The 1,453-nt window shown below is 64.8% G+C and carries 1 protein-coding gene and 1 pseudogene; both read left to right on the plus strand.

The genetic code is table 11. The annotated features are described in order from the left end of the window. A pseudogene (locus ACZ7L6_RS43385) lies at positions 1-465 on the plus strand (alpha-1,4-glucan--maltose-1-phosphate maltosyltransferase); the annotation flags it as partial. Beyond that, a partial coding sequence (locus ACZ7L6_RS43390) for an alpha-amylase family glycosyl hydrolase (protein ID WP_471934066.1) occupies positions 462-1,453 on the plus strand: 992 nt, incomplete at its 3' end. The pseudogene ACZ7L6_RS43385 and the gene ACZ7L6_RS43390, both read left to right, overlap by 4 nt.

The following is a 1,453-nucleotide window of genomic DNA, read 5'->3' on the forward strand; positions in this document are numbered from 1 at the left end:
CTGCGCGCGGGCAGCGAGGAATACCTCGACTCGGAGAAGTACCAACTCCGCCCCCGCGACTGGGAAACCGCCGAACGCGAAGGCCGCACGATCACGCCCCTGATCACCAGGCTCAACGCCATCCGGCGCGCGAATCCCGCCCTGCGTCAGCTGCGCGATCTGCACTTCCATCACGCGGACAAGGACGAGGTCATCGCCTACTCGAAGCGGCAGGGATCGAACACGGTTCTGGTGGTCGCCAACCTCGACCCTCACCACACCCAGGAGGCGACGGTCTCGTTGGACATGCCGCAACTCGGCCTGGACTGGCACGAGTCGGTGCCGGTGCGCGACGAGCTCACCGGCCAGACCTATCACTGGGGCAGGGCCAATTATGTGCGCCTTGAGCCGGGCCGCGCGCCCGCGCACATCTTTCGAGTTCTGCGACCGTCCACCCCGCAGATCGGAGGGTCACCCACAAAATGATCGTCAACGAGCCCGTTCAGGACACCTTCGAGGACACTCCTGCCAAGGATCGTGACCCGGATTGGTTCAAGCGCGCCGTCTTCTACGAGGTCCTGGTCCGCTCCTTCCAGGACTCCAACGGCGACGGCGTCGGCGACCTCAAAGGCCTGACCGCCAAACTCGACTACCTGCAATGGCTCGGCGTCGACTGCCTGTGGCTGCCGCCCTTCTTCAAATCACCGCTGCGGGACGGCGGCTACGACGTCTCCGACTACACCTCCGTGCTGCCCGAATTCGGTGACCTCGCCGATTTCGTGGACTTCGTGGACTCGGCCCACCAGCGCGGTATGCGGGTCATCATCGACTTCGTCATGAACCACACCAGCGACCAGCACCCGTGGTTCCAGGAGTCCAGGAGGGACCCCGACGGCCCCTACGGCGACTACTACATGTGGGCCGACGACGACAAGCAGTACGCCGACGCCCGCATCATCTTCGTCGACACCGAGGCCTCCAACTGGACCTTCGATCCGGTCCGCAAGCAGTACTTCTTCCACCGCTTCTTCTCCCACCAGCCCGACCTCAACTACGAGAACCCGGCGGTGCAGGAGGAGATCCTCTCCGCGCTGAAGTTCTGGCTGGACCTGGGAATCGACGGCTTCCGGCTGGACGCGGTGCCGTATCTCTACGCCCAGGAAGGCACGAACTGCGAGAACCTTCCCGCGACCCATGAGTTCCTCAAGCGGGTGCGGAAGGAGATCGACGCCCACTACCCGGACACGGTGCTGCTGGCGGAGGCCAACCAGTGGCCGGAGGACGTCGTCGACTACTTCGGCGACTTCCAGTCCGGCGGCGACGAATGCCACATGGCCTTCCACTTCCCCGTCATGCCGCGGATCTTCATGGCCGTCCGGCGGGAATCGCGCTACCCCGTCTCGGAAATCCTCGCCAAGACCCCGGCCATCCCCTCCGGCTGCCAGTGGGGCATCTTCCTGCGCAACCACGACGA

It is taken from the genome of Streptomyces sp. NPDC107522 (assembly GCF_055657525.1).